Below are 15,695 nucleotides of genomic sequence, written 5' to 3' on the forward strand. Positions count from 1 at the left end.
AAGGAGGAGAAGTGCAGTGAAAGGCATCGTTTTGGCAGGCGGGACAGGAACAAGGATGTATCCGCTGACCCGGCTGATCAATAAGCATTTGCTTCCTGTAGGGAAGTACCCCATGATTGTCTACGGCATCGACAGGCTGCGAAAGGCGGGAATCACCGACATCATCATCGTCATCGGCAAGCAGTTTTCCGGTTTGTACGCGGGATTTTTGGGCAGCGGTATGGAATTTGGCGTTAACATAGCATACCGGATTCAGGAAGAGGCAGGCGGCATTGCGGAGGCGCTGGGGCTCGCCCGCGGGTTTGTGGCTGATGGAGAGCGCTTTGTCGTTTTGTTAGGCGACAATTTGTTTATGGATGATTTGACTCCTTTCGTCAGCAGCTATGAACTGCAGCCGGAAGGAACAGCCAAAGTGCTTTTGAAGCATGTGAATGATGCCAGACGTTACGGGGTGCCTGTTTTTGATGAAAAACAGCAGGGGCTGATTACGACAATCGAGGAAAAGCCTGCGGTCCCCAAGTCCTCTTATTGCGTTACCGGAATATATATGTACGATACGGCGGTTTTTGATATCATTTCGCAGATCAGGCCCTCGGAACGGGGGGAGCTTGAAATCACGGATGTCAATAACGTCTATGCAGGGCAGGGCAAACTGGAATATGATATTCTCCAAAAATGGTGGATTGACGCAGGCACCTTCGAATCACTTCAGGAAGCTGGCCGGCGGATGAAGGGGATGTTCCCATGACACGGCCACCCCAGAAGACTGCAGCCTTCGTTCCATACCGGAAGAAGGCTGTTGCCGTAAGAACGGGAAGAAAACCGAAAGCAAGGCGTGGTCGTACGGCCGCAGGGCCGACGCGGATGAGATCCCGATGGCGTGAGCGCGGATCTTCAAGAAGTCATGCTGACCGCCGCCGCAATATCCTTCCTGCACTGCCCGGGATGAAGGGACAATTGCCGGAAGATCACCGGATTACAGAAGAAGGGCCCGCAGCCCATATCCAACCATCAGACGGCGGGCAGACACGGACAGATTCCTATAAGGAAGGCTTTGACGTAGGATACAGGGCGGGCAGCACGGTGGGCGCGGAAGAGGAAATGGGCTCGCTTCTGCCCCCTTACACGGTTCTGCCCGAGGTATCTGCAAGGGAGGTTATGGCAGCAGGTTTGATGCAGTACTTGCCAAGGCTGAAGAATCTTCTCCGTCCGGACGAAGTTTATCGGCGTCTCGCGGAGTCGCTGAGTGAAAAACGGCCGCTTTCGGTTGTGCGCTTGGGAGACGGCGAACTGCTAGCTTTGGCGCATGATACGGTCCTTCCATTGGAACAAGCTAAGGCGGCAGGGCCTTTCCTTCCGTTAGCAGGCCTGACCTTGCCTGATTACAACGCCCGCAGCCAGCTTGCCGCAGCGGTACGCGGCGCGGATATCATCGGAATTCCGTCCTCGCGGCTTCCTACCTATCAGGGCCTGCTGTTCCCGATTTTGCGTTATTATGGCATCGCGTACGAGCCTCTTCTTTTCACCATTTCCACCATCAATTATGCTCTGCATGAGCAAGGGCTGCTTCAGCAGCTCCTGCGAAACAGAAGGGTGCTTACAATCGGCAATTTTGCCCGGCAACTGGGTGAAGTGCTTTCGGCGTCCTCCGTAGAGACAATCGGGAGCATAACCCCTGTGAACGGGTTTGCAGATATTCCCCGCGTTCTTGCTGAAGCGGCCGAATATCCTTTTGATATAGCGCTTGTAGCCAGTGGCATTCCTGCCGTAGTGATCTGTCAGAGAATAGCGGGGGAGCTTGGAAAAACGGCGATTGATTTTGGGCATTTAGCCAATAAGCTGGTTTCGGGCGAACTTTCATACAATTAGTCATTCTTCTTTTCAAATCGGAAATTTTGCAAAAACCTACGGTATGCGTCAGCCACAGGTTTTCATATCCAGCTTCAGGTTCTTCATAGGCAGGGAGGGTTGAATTTGAGAAGAACAAAGATGCGAAAGCCTGCGAATCAGGATTACCATCACATGGAAAGTAACCTCATAACCGATGCGGGCATACGCTATCGGCTAGGTTACGAGCGGGGATACGAGCAGGGGGTTGCCAGGGGCAGGGAGACATTCGGCCAGCCTTTCCACGGCACGAGCATCGTTATTCCCAGCTACAATCAGGTGGATTATTTGGCACGCTGCATTGAGAGCATCGAGACTCATACGACCGAGCCTTATGAAATCATCGTAGTGGATAACGGCTCGACGGATGGCACCGCTTCTTATCTTGAAAAAAGAGCCGGACAACTGCGCTTTGCGCTGCTTGAGGCGAACAAAGGATTTGCTGGCGGCGTCAATCAAGGCCTCATGATGGCCAAAGGAGATACCATCGTCATCTTGAATAACGACACGCTGGTAACCCCGGGCTGGCTCACCCATATGATGCAATGTCTGCTGAGCGATCCTATGATCGGGGTTGTTGGTCCGGCAACGAATTATATCAGCGGAGAACAGCAAATTGATGTTCCCTACGATACGGTAGATGAGATGTGGGAATATGCCGCTGTCCGAGGCAAGCCGGATAAAAGCAAATGGAAGGTAACCGATCGGCTTGTCGGGTTCTGCCTTCTTTTCCGGCGGGAACTGCTGAAGAACATCGGTTATTTCGACGAAGGATTCCGGATCGGGAATTACGAGGACGAGGATTGGATGATCCGGCTCCGGCTCCGTGGATTAAAGCTTGTCATCGCCGGGGATTCGTTTATTCATCATTTTGGCAGCGTCAGCATGAAGAAGCTGGGTCAGGAGCAATTTGAAGAGATTCATAGCCAGAACGAGCAGTATTATACGAAAAAATGGGGGGATCCCCATAGTTGGGTGAATGAGGTTCGGCAAAGCGGTTTACTTTTCAGAAACGGCACTCACATCGGCCGGGCCGGAACGTCCGCCGACTTTTTCCCTTCCCATGTGTTGATCCGGGATCAAGGAGAGCAAAGATTTTTGCTTTATCATGGCTGCAAATATCCGTACAGCGGTTTGGAGGAACAGGAAGGGATCGAGCCGGTGCTGCTGTCCAGACTGGATATCCGCAGCATCCCCACGGCAGCGAATGAAATGACGTGGGAAGAGATGATGAGGCTGTCCGTGAATTCAAATGGTCAACCGGCTGACGGGCAACTATTTCGCAGCGGGGACGGGACCGTTTATCAATGGGGAAAAGACATGATCCGCCCATTTGTTTCAGATTTTGCGCTTGAGCGGTGGAACTTGAAGGAAAGGATCATCACGAATCTCCCTGAGGAATTGCTTCAATCCGTTCCCCGGGGGCTGCCGGTGATTGCCCCGCCGATACTGCAGAATCCCGTTCTGTAATAAAATTGCCTACCCGCAGGCAGTTCCGGGAACTGTATGTGGGCTGACGGCATAGGATATATAGCAGGCAGAAGCGGAACGGGCGGGGCGGACTTTCGCAGCTTTTGGCGGAACATCAACAGGAGGAGTTGACCAATGCAGAACAAAATTGATGAAATTATAACCCATATGTCGCATTCCCACCAACAGATGGCCAGAGTTCTGGAAGCCGAACGCCATATGGCGGTCCGGATGTCCCAGATTATACATGATCTGCCGGATTCTGACCCTGAATTTGATGGCGTTAGCGGAATCATCGAGAGCTCCGGGCAAATCAATAAAAACATCGTCGCCTATCTGGGGGGGATCGCAGATCTGGAGGAAGCGCTCGCGGAAACTCTGAATCATGTTGTGAAAGAGCTTGGAATCAATGAGGAAGAGTAAATGGAAAGTTGATATTGGAGGGGGCTGCAGATGAGCAGGGAACAAGCCTTTTTGCATATGCTGGACGCTGCTTCCAAAATGCAATGGAGCATCGCCATGATTTTGGAAGCCAAAGCGGTCGAGGCGGAAAAAGTCAGGAATTGGGCAATAAACCATTTGACCGTCGATGCTTTTCAAACGCATAATGAACAACTTAAGGAACCGCTTCAGATTCACGAGCAAATCATTGAGCTGCTTGAGGGACTTACCAAGCTTGAAAACGGACTCTGCAGTAATCTAAAAGCGGTGCTGGTTCAGGAAGAGAGCGGCGGGCTTTCCGAGGATGACGGCATGTTTGGCTCTGGCTTTGATTTAGGGGATATCGGCAAATGACTTTGCTCCTCAAAGAGCAGGAAACCAAGCTTGCACTAATCGCATCGATTGCGCAAAGCCAGCAAGCTCTTGCCCGGATTCTTGGCAGCATTGCGGATATATCCTCCCATTCTGAACTGTCCGCCCGGAATCTGAAGGAAAATATCCGCCTTCTTACGCAGTATCAGGCCACGATGTGCGAGATGCTGCAGGGAATCACGTTATGCCATCCACGCAGCGGCATTCCTGCGCCGCCCTGGTTAAATGTATCCCGACTGCCGCATACATGATGACCGAAGTACAGGAGGAATAACGGATGAAGACCAAGAAACGTGTTTCCGGGTCAGCAAAATTCAATACCCGGAGGCATAAGCCTCTTCTTAACCGCAAGACCCGATTGAAGAGAAGCAAAAAGATCGGCTCGCAAAAGGTCAAACGGCCCCTTCGCCCCGTCAAGGGTGGAACAAAACGGGTGAAACGGCTCAGAGTCATCCGAAAAAACCGCAAGCGCAGATGGGTTCAGCCGGTGCTGCCGGTTCCGGTAGAGCAGATCAAACCGCCTCAATCCCCGGATACCGCTTATAATGAAGGATATGATGAGGCCTACAACGAAGGGTTCAATGCAGGATTTGCCAAAGGATACGAGGATGGGCATCAATTGGCATATCAATCGAAATGAGGAAATGATCCGAAAGATCATAGAAAACCCGGGATGGGAACAGTCAAGCCTTCAACTTCATGGAGAAACCATGAAGTTGAAGGCTTTTTTGGCAGTATAGAATTTATAAGTTTTTTGGGGGTCCCCGCAAAGGAATGGGAATAAGCAATCGAAGCATAGCTCCACTCAGTACTTTTGCTCCGCAAAAGCGCCCCTCTTTGAGAGGCGCCCTTACTTCTTTCCGATACTCTTTGCGGGGGGATTTTGCCGCGCAAAAGCATGACATGAGCCAATTTCCTCCTTGAGAGGCTGCCGTCCATGATGCAAGTGTCTCTTCCGCATATATTTATGATTATAGAATCCTGGCAATATGCCAGCGCAAGAGAAGTCCTTTTCTTGTTTTTAATCAAGGCAGGCTGGGTGAATGCTGTGGGAGGGAAGAAAAGTGGCAGAAATCAGCGAAAGTTACCGTAAAGGTTACGGGGACGGCTATAGACTGGGCATATGTCGGGCCGTGGAACAACGCGTGCCATTACCGCAGCCCCGTTTCCGGGATATGAAAATACTGTATGTTCTACAGGGCTTTCACGCTATTGATCAGGGAGTGTCCGAGGCGCTCCGCAGCTTGGTCAGGGAATGCATCGTGGTGGAAGCCCCAAACATGCTCAAGATGGCTGAAAAGGAACGACCCGATCTGGTTTTTGTTATGAACGGGCTGCATGTATTTCCCGAAAACCATCTGGAGGACGTTGGGAAAATTCGCGAGATAGGCATCCCAACGGCAGTTTGGTTCGTTGACGATCCGTATTTTACGGAAGATACGGCCCGGATGTGCACCGGATACGACATCGTGTTCACCCATGAATTGGGATGCGTTCCGTTTTACCGCGAGCATGGGGCTTCAAGGGTGCATTATTTGCCGTTGGCCGTTAATACGAATATGTTTAAGCCGCAGCGTCCGGGACCCGAGCATTTGTACGATATTTGTTTTATCGGTAATGCATTCTGGAACAGGGTGGCAATATTTGATGAAATGGCTCCGTTTCTGGCGGATAAGAGCGTGCTGATTGCCGGAGGATTTTGGGAAAGGCTCACCCAAACCGAAAAGCTCAGCCGTTCGCTTCATATGGGTTTTATTCCGCCGGAGGATACCGTCAATTATTACAACGGAGCCAAAATCGTCATTAATATTCACCGTCCGGACGAGTATGGGCAGGACAACCGGAACATCCATCAGGTCAGAGCCAAATCCATCAATCCCCGCACTTATGAGATCAATGCCTGCGGGACTCTTCAGATTACGGACGTTCGTGAGGATACGAATTTGCACTACAGACCGGGCTATGACATCGTCACTTTCGGTTCAGTCACAGAACTGCAGGAAAAGATCAGTTATTACCTGGAACATGAGGATGAGCGGCTCAAGATAGCATGGCGCGGCTTGTGGACTACGCGCAAGGAGCATACCTTCGTTTCAAGAATGAAAGAATTGCTGGAGCTTGTTTAAAAAAAAGAAAAGGAGCGGGTTACCACATGTCAACCATCAAACGCCGGAACAGAGTCGTGCAACCCGTGCGGGTAAGTCCGGTTGAAGAAGCACGGACGCAAGGACGCAAAGCTGGCTACCTGGGAGGATACGAAGAAGGATATTTGAAAGGACGTGCCGATTATATCTTCAAAACTCATTCCGCAACATTCCCTTTTCGTCCGCTTCATATCCTGTACGTCGCCTCGGGAAAGGGATTCCCATATTCCCCGATCGATGAGGCCATTTCCTCCACGTTGCAAGGGTTGGTAGCACAGCTGACCGTCATTGAGCCTGGACAGCTGACTAGCGAAGCCGTTTATCAAGTCATGCCGGATCTAGTTCTGGTACTGGACGGTATGTTCGTACCAAACAGTCAGCTGGATATCATTCGCCAGCAGGGATTCAAAACAGCCGTCTGGCTGACGGATGATCCTTATTATACCGATATGACCATGGGAAATGTCAGTCATTACGATTACGTATTTACGCTTGAATCCGAATGCATACCGATTTATCAGCAGCTCGGCTGCCCCCGGGTTTATCATTTGCCATTCGCGGCTTATCCGGGGCATTTTAAACCGATAGGAATGCCATCCGTTCAGCGCCGGGAAGTCAGCTTCATCGGTTCAGCGTACTGGAACCGTATCGATTTCCTGAATCCGATCATGGATCGTTTGATGCAGCATAATACCATCATCAACGGTATCTGGTGGGATCGTTTGCCCAGCTATGCCGCCTACGAAGATCGGATTGAGGTGAATAAATGGATGGAGCCGGAGCAAACGGCCGAGGCCTATTCCGCTTCCAAGATCGTCATCAATCTCCATCGCTCCCACGAAGATGATTCCTTCAATAACAATACGACCAAAATACCTGCCGCATCCCCGAATCCGAGGACCTTTGAAATCTCCGCCTGCGGGACCCTACAGCTCAGCGATAACCGCAGCGACCTAGCCAAATTCTACACGCCAGGCAGGGAAATCGAGACATACAGTTCTCCGGCAGAACTTATTGACAAGATCGAATACTATCTGACTCATGAAAAAGAACGCAGAGACATCGCTTTGGGCGCTCTTGAGCGGACGCTGCGCGAGCATACCTATGGCCATCGGCTGAACCAAATGCTGTCCGTTATTTTCGCTTGACCCTAATAGCTTCCGGTCGTTTTTGGTCATATGGAGGGGAGCATATGTCGTGCCGGTACAGATTGACTTTTAATATATTGTATTGCTTGGGTGAAAGGAGGTGTGAATCGTACCCTGTGCTTTATTGCAGCGGTCCATATCGATGAGAACGTATAAGCCCAGACTCATGTTATTCTCCCATGTCAGCAATACGGCCAGCATTACGGGGGCCGAAAAGCTCCTTCTGTTGTTCTGCCTTCAATTAACCCCTTTTTTGGAATGTATCCTGGTGGCTCCGTATGAAGGCAAATTGACAGCCTACGCGCGAAAACAGGGCATTACGGTACGAATCCAACCCTACCCCTTGTTATTTGGCATGTATCAACCCGGCGAACGGCTGGAACAAGAAGCGGAGGAACTCCGGAACCAACCGGACTTCGCATCCGTCGTCCATTGCATCCAAGAAACCGCGCCAGATATCGTTTTGACCAATACCATTGTCAATGTCTTGCCCGCAATGGCGGCAAAAACGCTAGGCATACCAGTTCTTTGGAAAATTACCGAGATTATGACGGCAACCGGGTACACGGCGTCTGTCATGTCCGTGGTAGAGAAGTACAGCGATTGCCTGATCGCCATCTCTGAGGCGTCGGCCCGGATCTTCCGCGAAGCCGTCTCCAAACCAATCTTTCTTATTCCTCCGTCCGCAGACAATAAGCTGCTCCGTCCTGCACAGATGCTGATCCGAAACGAATACCGCAAGGTACTTCACCTGAAGGACTCCCACTTCTGCATCGGTTACATCTCTTCTTTTATCCAACCGGAAAAAGGGCTGCTCGAATTTATCGGCATGGCGCGCATTTTGGCCGAATCTCACCCGGATTGCCAGTTTGCCGTCATCGGAAACCCGGCGGATCAGGCGTATCATGATCGCTGCATATCTGAAGTGAACGCCTCCGGTTACGGAACCCGCTTCCGGTTCGTACCTTTTGTGGAATCGGTGCACACGGCATACAGCGCGATGGATATTCTAGTCGTTCCAAGCATTGTACAGGAAGGTTTCGGTATGACTGCCCTTGAAGGCATGCTCTGCGGCAAACCGGTCGTGTCCTTTGACTCCGGAGGATTAGGGGAACTGATGAGGAATACGGGGAACGGGTATTTCGTCGTACCCGTTGGCGACCATGCTGCGCTTGCGGCCAAGGTATCCGAACTGCTGAATACCCCCTCGCTGTTGAAGAATACGGGAAACAGGAACGCGATCACAGCGAAGGCCGTGTACGGCATGGATGTTTATCGCCAGAAGATTCAAGCTTTTATTCTTGAACTGCAGCAGAGCTATCCTGTTTGGATGAGCGGAGCCATATCCCGCAGCCTAAATGCGAGTAAGGAATCCATGCCAACGCCCTTGCCATCCCCGAAACGCTTACATGCCCGGCCAAAGAGAAAAACAAGAAGGAAACGAAGGCATGGAAAATCGGCCTGGAGCCAAGTGTCCGCTTCATCACTCGGAAGCCGCCGAAAAAAAAGAAAGGCGGGAGCAGGCAGGCGTTTCAAACGTCGCTCCAAATCAACCAGAAGAAAATAGGAGAGTGGATGCTATGAGAATCATGACGATTTTAGGCACTCGGCCTGAAATTATCCGACTCAGCCTTATTCTCCCAAAGTTGGACCGGTATGCGGAGCGACATGTGCTTGTTCATACCGGCCAGAATTTTGCAGAAAGGCTGAGCGGGATTTTTTTTAAGCAGATGGGCTTGCGCTCACCGGATTACATTTTGCAGGACGCCGCTGCTCCGCTTGGGGGGCAGCTGTCATCCATGTTTCTTCAAATGGAGAGCATTCTCGATAAAGAAAAACCGGATAAGGTTCTCCTGCTCGGCGATACCAACAGTGCGCTGTGCGCGGTACTTGCCGAAAGGCTCGGATATCCTGTGATTCATATGGAAGCAGGTAACCGCTGTTTTGATTTGGGGGTCCCCGAGGAGAAGAACCGCAGGGTCATCGACACGATCTCATCAATTAATATGCCTTATACGGAACAGAGCAAGAAGCATCTGCTGGCGGAGGGTTATCCCAGTTCCCGCATCGTGCTGACCGGAAATCCGATTTACGAAGTGATGAATCATTATGAGAAGTCCATTACAGAGAGCGGCATTCTGAACAGCCTCGCTCTGAAGCCGAAGCAATATTTTCTGGTCACGGCCCACCGTGCGGAAAACGTGGATCATCCGGAACGTTTGCGGCAGATCGTGGAAGGTTTGAATCTGATCGCCGAAAAGTACGGGCGGCGGATGATTTGCAGCATTCATCCGCGCACGGCCTCCCGCATTTCGGGACTCAAAGATCTGACCGTGCATCCGTTGGTAGAATTCCACGAGCCGTTTGGATTTTTCGACTTCGTCATGCTGGAACGGCATGCCTGCTGCGCGCTGACCGACAGCGGAACGGTTCAGGAAGAATGCTGTATCATGCAGGTTCCGACCGTAACGATGAGGGAAACGACCGAACGTCCGGAAACCATAGACTGCGGCAGCAATATCGTATCGGGCCTGGAATCCAAGGCGATCGCCCGCGCGGCAGACCTGATGCTCAGTTTGCCCAGTGAATGGGTATGTCCTGATGGTTATTTGGCGGAGAACGTCTCGGATAAGGTTGTAAAATTTCTGCTTGGAGGGAAAATTCATGTTTGAAAATAAGCGTATTTTGGTGACCGGGGGGACCGGGTCCTGGGGCTACGAACTGGTTTCGCAGCTGCTGACCCAAGGGCCGAGGGAGGTGATCGTCTTCTCCCGCAATGAATCTTCCCAGGTAGCCATGAGCCGGCAATTCGAAAACAAACATCTAAGCTTTCGGATTGGCGACATCCGGGACAAGGAAGCCTTGATCGCCGCTTGCCAGGGAGTTGATTACGTGTTTCACCTCGCAGCGCTGAAACATGTGCCGGTATGTGAGGATCAGCCGTACGAAGCACTTAAAACCAATGTAATCGGAACCCAAAACGTAATCGAGGCAGCCATCGATAACAAGGTGAAAAAAGTATTTTATATTTCGACCGACAAGGCGGCTAATCCTTCGAACTTCTACGGCATGACGAAAGCCATCGGGGAGAAGCTGATCGTATACGCGAACCTGCTGCACAGCGAGACCCGCTTTGTTACCGTCCGCGGCGGTAATGTACTGGGAACAAATGGTTCCGTGGTGCATGTATTCAAAGACCAGATCCGGGCGAAGGGTCAAGTGCAGATTACGGATATGGAAATGACGCGGTTTTTCTTGACGCTGCGCGATGCGATCAAACTGCTGTTCAAAGCCGTGGAGGAGAGTTACGGCGGGGAAATCTTCGTCATGACGATGCCAGCCTGCAGAATCGTGGATTTGGCCGAAGTGCTGATCGAGGCTTCCGGCAAAGATAATGTAAGCATCGTGGAATCGGGCATCCGCCCTGGGGAGAAAATCCATGAAATTCTGATGAGCGATTATGAAAGCATGACGACGGTTGTTTATGACGAGGAGTATCTCGTCATTCTGCCTACGCTTCATATGCCAGAGCTCAAGGAGCATTACAGCCGCTACGAACCGGTATCGTTCAGCAGTTTCAGTTCCAATCACCATTTGATGAGCAAAGAGGAGATCAAGAAAATTCTCCAGCGCGGAGGGTTCCTGTAATGAAGCTGCTTATTCTTGGCGGAAACGGGATGGCAGGCCATGTACTGGTCGATTATTTCCGGCGTCAAGGAAAACACCAGGTATTTTACTCAACCCGGGAACAACGCAGCCCCGGGGGACTATTCCTTGATGCCTCCGATACAAGCATGGTTGACAGACTGCTGGAAATCGTCAGACCGGACGTTATCATCAATGCGATCGGAGTTTTGAATCATTTTGCGGAAGAAGACCGGATCAATGCGTATCATATCAACGGTTTTCTGCCGCATCGGCTGCGCCGCGGCGCCGACCTGCTCGGCGCTCGGTTGATTCATATTAGTACCGATTGCGTGTTTGAAGGAACCAGAGGAAAGTATGAGGAAGACGACAAACCGGACGGAACCAGCGCTTATGCCATGACCAAAGCGCTGGGCGAAGTACGGGCGCAGGGACATTTGACGATACGCACCTCCATTATTGGTCCGGAAATCCGAAATCAAGGTATTGGGCTCATGCATTGGTTTATGTCCCAGAAGGGAACCGTCGCCGGATACCGCCGCGTCATGTGGAACGGGGTGACTACGCTGGAATTGGCCAAGGCCATTGACCAGTTGATGATCTCGCCGGTATCGGGGCTAATCCATCTCGCTTATCCCGAACCGATCAGCAAGCATGATCTGCTGCTGCTCTTTAAGGAGATTTGGGGCGTGGAACAAGTGACGGTGGTCCCCGCCGATCAGCCGGTGCAGGATCGGACGTTGGTTTCAACCCGAATCGATGTAGATTATGCCGTCCCCCATTATCGCGACATGCTGAAGGAGCTGAAAAGATGGATGGACCAACCTCCCGCAAGCCTGTGATTTTGATTACCGGCGCTTCAGGTTTTACCGGCAGCCATGCCTGCCGGTATTTTGCCGAACAAGACATGCAGGTGGCCGCGGTGGTCAGGAATCTTCCCGCAGAGGCCGCGCCTGATGGGATCCGGTATTACGAATGCGACTTATTGGATAAAACAAAGCTCAGGGAACTCATTCAAACGGTTGCTCCGGATTTTGCCCTGCATCTGGGAGGAAAGAATTCGGTCCCCGAATCCTGGGAGAACCCGTTGATGTACCTTGAAACCAACGTTCTGCCCACCATCTATCTTCTGGATTCGCTCCGCTCGTTCCCTTCCTGCAGAATCGTCATTGCCGGTTCCATGCTGGTTTCTCCGCTCACGCCTCCTTTTCAGCCTCCCCATCCTTACAATCTCAGCAAAAGCCTGCAAAAAGCGGCAGCTTTGTCGTGGGCTGGCTTATTCGGCCAGAACGTTATCCTTGCAGAACCGTCGAATCTCATTGGCCCCGGGCCTTCGACGGGTTTTTGCGCACTGCTGGCCCGCCATATTGCGGCTTATGAACTTGAAGGAAAAATAGAAACATTCAAAGTATCCTCGCGTACGGCCCTTCGGGATTTCCTGGATGTGAGGGATGCCGTAAAAGCCTACGATCTTCTGTTGAAAAAAGGAACCCCCGGGCAAACCGTTAGAGTCACTTCGGGAACTTCGCATACACTTGAAGAAATCGTGGCTACCATGATGAGCATCGCAGGCAGCATGGCTCCGCTTGAATGGGGGAAAGAGGAAGGGGCCTTCGCTCCCCTTGCCGTACAGCCTTGCGAACCTTTGGCCGCGCTCGGATGGAAACCGGAAATACCGCTTGAAACATCGCTTCGGGACGTTTTGGAATACTGCCGTTTGCAGAAAGGTGGAAGGACATGAGACCACTCGTCACGATCGTTATCCCATTTTTTAATGATCCTTACGTGAATCAGGCGGTTCGGAGCGCCTTGTCGCAATCCTATAAGCCTATCGAGATCATCGTCGTTGACGACGGTTCAACGAAGCATACCGACCGTCTGGCACCATACAAGCGTTATATTCATTATCTGGGGAAAGCCAACGGCGGCACAGCCACCGCCCTAAACCACGGAATCCGTCACGCTTCGGGGGAATATATCGCATGGTTAAGCTCTGACGATGTGTTCTACCGCGATAAAATTAACAATCAGGTACTGTTTATGCAAGAACAAAACGCGCTGATATCCCATACCAATTTCAATAATATTAATGCGCAAAGTAAAATCGTTAAATACCGTGCAGGCTGCGTATTCAATAACATGGCTGATTTTTATCGCTTATTTCTAAACGCAAATCCTGTGAACGGGTGTACGGTTATGATGAAAAAGGAACTGTTCTGCCATATCGGTTTGTTTGATGAAACCCTCCCGTACACCCATGATTTGGAATTCTGGGCCAGGGTAATACAAGCAGGCATTTCATTTCCTTATCTGGATGAGCCTCTTGTGGGCTACCGCTGGCATGATTCGATGGGCACCTTGCGTCATCAGGAAGCCATTCGCCACGAATATGCGGGGACACAGGAACGCATACGGACTGCACTCGGGCGCATCGTTGATCTTATGAAATAAACCCAAAGATCCTCCGCTCTCTCAAAACCTATCATTTTTGTGTCAATGAAGGAGAGAGTTCGTCCATACGAGATGTGGAACCCTCGCATATTCTATGGATGAAAGGAGGGAAAAAATTATGCCAAACCGATTAATCGATAGCCAGATATCTCAGAACGTTTCAACAGCAGGAGCGGTTTCCATTCCTGCAAGCGCAACTCCTGAACTCTTTGGTACACTTGGTCTGAACACAGCCGCAGCCGGACCCAATCTTTCCGTTCACTTCACGGCAACCGTCACTTTAAGCGCAGTCGTTGCCATTCTTGTGCCAGTAACTGTGACAATTTTCAGAGTGGTTGGAGGAGTATCGACGCTAATTTATTCCGCTACAGAGACCATGCCTGTAGGAACACTTCTGTTAACTACCAATGTCTTGACCGTGACGGGAATCGATTTGTTATTAACAAACCCGGGATTCGTCGTCTACCAGGCTTTTGTCAGCATACCTTCCGGATTGGCCGTTATTCCTAACCGTGTCGGTCCAGAAAGCTTCGAAGCAGTAGCTTACTCCGACTAATTCGAGCGAATGGACTGAGGCCAACAGGATGTTTAGAAAGTTGTTTTAACCGCTGGGGAAGGCCCTTTTGGGTCTTCCCTTATTGTCTGCATGCTGCAAAAAGGCCGGGTAGAGGGCAACACATACTCTTACCCGGTCTTTTTCTATAATGGGGCGTACTTTGGATTTCTATTAATCTATAACGGCTTGATACTGCAATTAAGCTTAAAAAAGGGTGCAAAAGTCGTGTCCTGCCTGGCTTTTTTTCAATATAGTATAGTGTCTGGGTAATGATGGATACCCGTAATGAATCCGGCCGTGCCGGACCATGGAAAGGAGCAGGCATGAAAATATTACTGGCAACTTATTGGCTTATTCCCCATGTCGGCGGGGTATGGAAATACATGCTGCAAATCCAGCAAAGGCTGGAAGCCATGGGACATCAGGTGGATCTGCTTGGCAACAGCCCGGATTACTCCAAATTTCACATCGTTAACCGCGGACAGGAGATGTCCAAAACTGTTTTGCGTCCTTTAATTTCAGCCAAACTGGCGGCAGATCATGCCCCTGAATTACATCAAGACCCGCTCATCTATTCATATGAAGAAGACCGATATTTCATGGAACTGTCTGCTGCTTATTTCGGTCTTGGCGGATATGATGTTATCCACACGCAGGATATTTTTGCCGCAAGAGCATTGGAGCGGGTCAAACCTGCACACGTCCCGCTGGTCGCTCAGGTTCACGGGTCGGTCAGCCTGGAGCTTCATAACCACTTCCGCCAGAATCCGCAGCTTGGGATTCAAGAGCATTCGCCGGCATGGAAATATTTTAAGTCGATCGAATATCACGGCGCTTCTTCGGGACAGTTGACGATCACCTCCACCCAATGGCAAAAAAACACGCTTGTGCATGGTTTCGGTATTTCGGAACATCGGATTGAGGTCTTTCCGTACGGACTGGAATCCGAACCATTCTGGCAAAATGCGCAGAAAGGAACCGATGTACAAAAGCCCCCGGGCAAGAAGGTTATCATTGTTCCTGCCAGACTTGCTTCCGTGAAAGGGATTGACGTGCTGATTTCGGCGCTTGGCATGCTGAAGTATATGCGTGATGACTGGGTATGCTGGATCGTCGGGGAAGGGGAGAAGCGCGAGGAGCTGCAGCAGCAGACCGCAGGGCTTTCCTTGCAGAACGATGTGGTTTTTATGGGTGAACGTCACGACGTTCCGGCGCTTCTCATGCAATCCGACATATTCGTGCATTCATGCATCCAGGATAATCAGCCCTTCTCCGTGATGGAGGCGCAGATTGCCGGACTTCCCGCATGCGTTTCGAATGCCGGAGGTCTTCCGGAGATGGTTGAACATGGTATTACGGGGCTGGTTTCTCCGGTTAGAGATCCATTAACGCTTGCGCGTCATCTCCATTTACTACTTGAAAACGACCAATTCAGGCTGATGCTCGGGCGCAATGCTGCCAACTTTGCCCGGGAGCATTGGTCGATGGATCAGATGATTGAAAAACTCCTAAATGCATACGCAAAGGTGGGGGCAAGAATTTGAGCTATAGAAATAGCAGAAAAGCGGAGGGGAGGTAATA

Annotated in this window: 17 protein-coding genes; all 17 read left to right on the forward strand. The window is 50.9% G+C overall.

Annotation, left to right across the window (positions count from 1 at the left end):
- The first annotated feature begins 16 nt into the window (after positions 1–16).
- Positions 17–748 (forward strand): sugar phosphate nucleotidyltransferase, encoded by a 732-nt coding sequence (locus L6442_RS07535; RefSeq protein ID WP_212977591.1) that lies wholly within the window; start codon positions 17–19, stop codon positions 746–748.
- Entirely contained in the window at positions 745–1,869 is a 1,125-nt protein-coding gene (locus L6442_RS07540) for a GT-D fold domain-containing protein (protein WP_237100262.1), read from the forward strand. The genes L6442_RS07535 and L6442_RS07540 overlap by 4 nt, the downstream gene beginning before the upstream one ends.
- 105 nt (positions 1,870–1,974) lie before the next feature.
- On the forward strand, positions 1,975–3,357 hold the full coding sequence (locus L6442_RS07545; protein WP_212977592.1) for a glycosyltransferase family 2 protein: 1,383 nt from the start codon (positions 1,975–1,977) through the stop codon (positions 3,355–3,357).
- 135 nt (positions 3,358–3,492) lie between these two features.
- Positions 3,493–3,780 (forward strand): nucleoside-diphosphate sugar epimerase, encoded by a 288-nt coding sequence (locus L6442_RS07550; protein WP_212977593.1) that lies wholly within the window; start codon positions 3,493–3,495, stop codon positions 3,778–3,780.
- Positions 3,781–3,810: 30 nt separating this feature from the next.
- On the forward strand, positions 3,811–4,152 hold the full coding sequence (locus tag L6442_RS07555; RefSeq protein WP_212977594.1) for an alpha-helical endospore appendage domain-containing protein: 342 nt from the start codon (positions 3,811–3,813) through the stop codon (positions 4,150–4,152).
- Entirely contained in the window at positions 4,149–4,421 is a 273-nt protein-coding gene (locus tag L6442_RS07560; protein ID WP_212977595.1) for a hypothetical protein, read from the forward strand. Before L6442_RS07555 ends, L6442_RS07560 begins: the two co-directional genes overlap by 4 nt.
- Positions 4,422–4,447: 26 nt before the next feature.
- The gene (locus L6442_RS07565; protein WP_212977700.1) at positions 4,448–4,810 is read left to right on the forward strand and encodes a FliH/SctL family protein; all 363 of its coding nucleotides are present in this window, start codon (positions 4,448–4,450) and stop codon (positions 4,808–4,810) included.
- A gap of 403 nt (positions 4,811–5,213) precedes the next feature.
- Positions 5,214–6,296 (forward strand): CgeB family protein, encoded by a 1,083-nt coding sequence (locus L6442_RS07570; RefSeq protein WP_212977596.1) that lies wholly within the window; start codon positions 5,214–5,216, stop codon positions 6,294–6,296.
- Between the two features lie 26 nt (positions 6,297–6,322).
- Positions 6,323–7,462, forward strand: a complete 1,140-nt coding sequence (locus L6442_RS07575; protein ID WP_212977597.1) for a CgeB family protein — start codon at positions 6,323–6,325, stop codon at positions 7,460–7,462.
- Positions 7,463–7,604: 142 nt separating this feature from the next.
- Positions 7,605–9,029 (forward strand): glycosyltransferase family 4 protein, encoded by a 1,425-nt coding sequence (locus L6442_RS07580; RefSeq protein WP_212977598.1) that lies wholly within the window; start codon positions 7,605–7,607, stop codon positions 9,027–9,029.
- A 13-nt stretch (positions 9,030–9,042) separates the two neighbouring features.
- On the forward strand, positions 9,043–10,134 hold the full coding sequence (gene wecB / locus L6442_RS07585) for a non-hydrolyzing UDP-N-acetylglucosamine 2-epimerase (RefSeq protein WP_212977599.1): 1,092 nt from the start codon (positions 9,043–9,045) through the stop codon (positions 10,132–10,134).
- Complete coding sequence (locus L6442_RS07590) at positions 10,127–11,110, forward strand: polysaccharide biosynthesis protein (RefSeq protein ID WP_212977600.1); 984 nt, start codon at positions 10,127–10,129, stop codon at positions 11,108–11,110. Before wecB ends, L6442_RS07590 begins: the two co-directional genes overlap by 8 nt.
- Entirely contained in the window at positions 11,110–11,949 is an 840-nt protein-coding gene (locus L6442_RS07595) for an SDR family oxidoreductase (RefSeq protein WP_212977601.1), read from the forward strand. The genes L6442_RS07590 and L6442_RS07595 overlap by 1 nt, the downstream gene beginning before the upstream one ends.
- On the forward strand, positions 11,919–12,848 hold the full coding sequence (locus L6442_RS07600) for an NAD-dependent epimerase/dehydratase family protein (RefSeq protein WP_212977602.1): 930 nt from the start codon (positions 11,919–11,921) through the stop codon (positions 12,846–12,848). The genes L6442_RS07595 and L6442_RS07600 overlap by 31 nt, the downstream gene beginning before the upstream one ends.
- Positions 12,845–13,558, forward strand: coding sequence for a glycosyltransferase (locus tag L6442_RS07605; RefSeq protein ID WP_212977603.1), 714 nt, complete (start codon positions 12,845–12,847; stop codon positions 13,556–13,558). Before L6442_RS07600 ends, L6442_RS07605 begins: the two co-directional genes overlap by 4 nt.
- A gap of 118 nt (positions 13,559–13,676) precedes the next feature.
- Entirely contained in the window at positions 13,677–14,114 is a 438-nt protein-coding gene (locus L6442_RS07610; protein WP_212977604.1) for a hypothetical protein, read from the forward strand.
- A 323-nt stretch (positions 14,115–14,437) separates the two neighbouring features.
- Complete coding sequence (locus tag L6442_RS07615) at positions 14,438–15,658, forward strand: glycosyltransferase family 4 protein (RefSeq protein ID WP_212977605.1); 1,221 nt, start codon at positions 14,438–14,440, stop codon at positions 15,656–15,658.
- Positions 15,659–15,695 lie beyond the last annotated feature (37 nt).

This window comes from Paenibacillus azoreducens, from assembly GCF_021654775.1.
GTDB lineage: Bacteria > Bacillota > Bacilli > Paenibacillales > Paenibacillaceae > Paenibacillus_AQ > Paenibacillus_AQ azoreducens.